This window comes from Actinoplanes sp. NBRC 103695, from assembly GCF_030269485.1.
In the GTDB taxonomy this organism is placed as follows: domain Bacteria; phylum Actinomycetota; class Actinomycetes; order Mycobacteriales; family Micromonosporaceae; genus Actinoplanes.
This window is the reverse complement of sequence record NZ_BSTL01000167.1, coordinates 1-255: the sequence shown is the minus strand read 5'-3', so window position 1 is coordinate 255 and position 255 is coordinate 1. Positions and strand designations below refer to the sequence as shown.

Genomic DNA, 255 nt, shown 5'->3' with positions numbered 1-255 from the left:
CACCCGTTGCCGCCGATCGAGGAAACCCTGCCATCGGTCTACCTGGGACCGCTGGACCAGACCGACGGGCGGCGGGGCGGGTCGTTGCCGTCCGCGGACTCCGCGATGGCGTTGCCCCTTGAAGCCGATGCCGTGCCGGTAGAAGCGTTCCCGGTGCGAACCGACCGCCGCTACGAGCGGGACGACGCCCGAAACCCGTTGGATTCGCCGGTTGCGTCGGACGATGTGGACAATGACGCGCTCGACGGGAGTTCG

1 protein-coding gene is annotated in these 255 nt (G+C 69.0%); it reads left to right on the top strand.

Translation table 11 applies throughout. From position 1 onward, the window contains the following. Window positions 1-255: hypothetical protein (locus tag QSK31_RS48710; RefSeq protein WP_285692030.1), on the top strand; the 255-nt coding region annotated here is incomplete at both ends.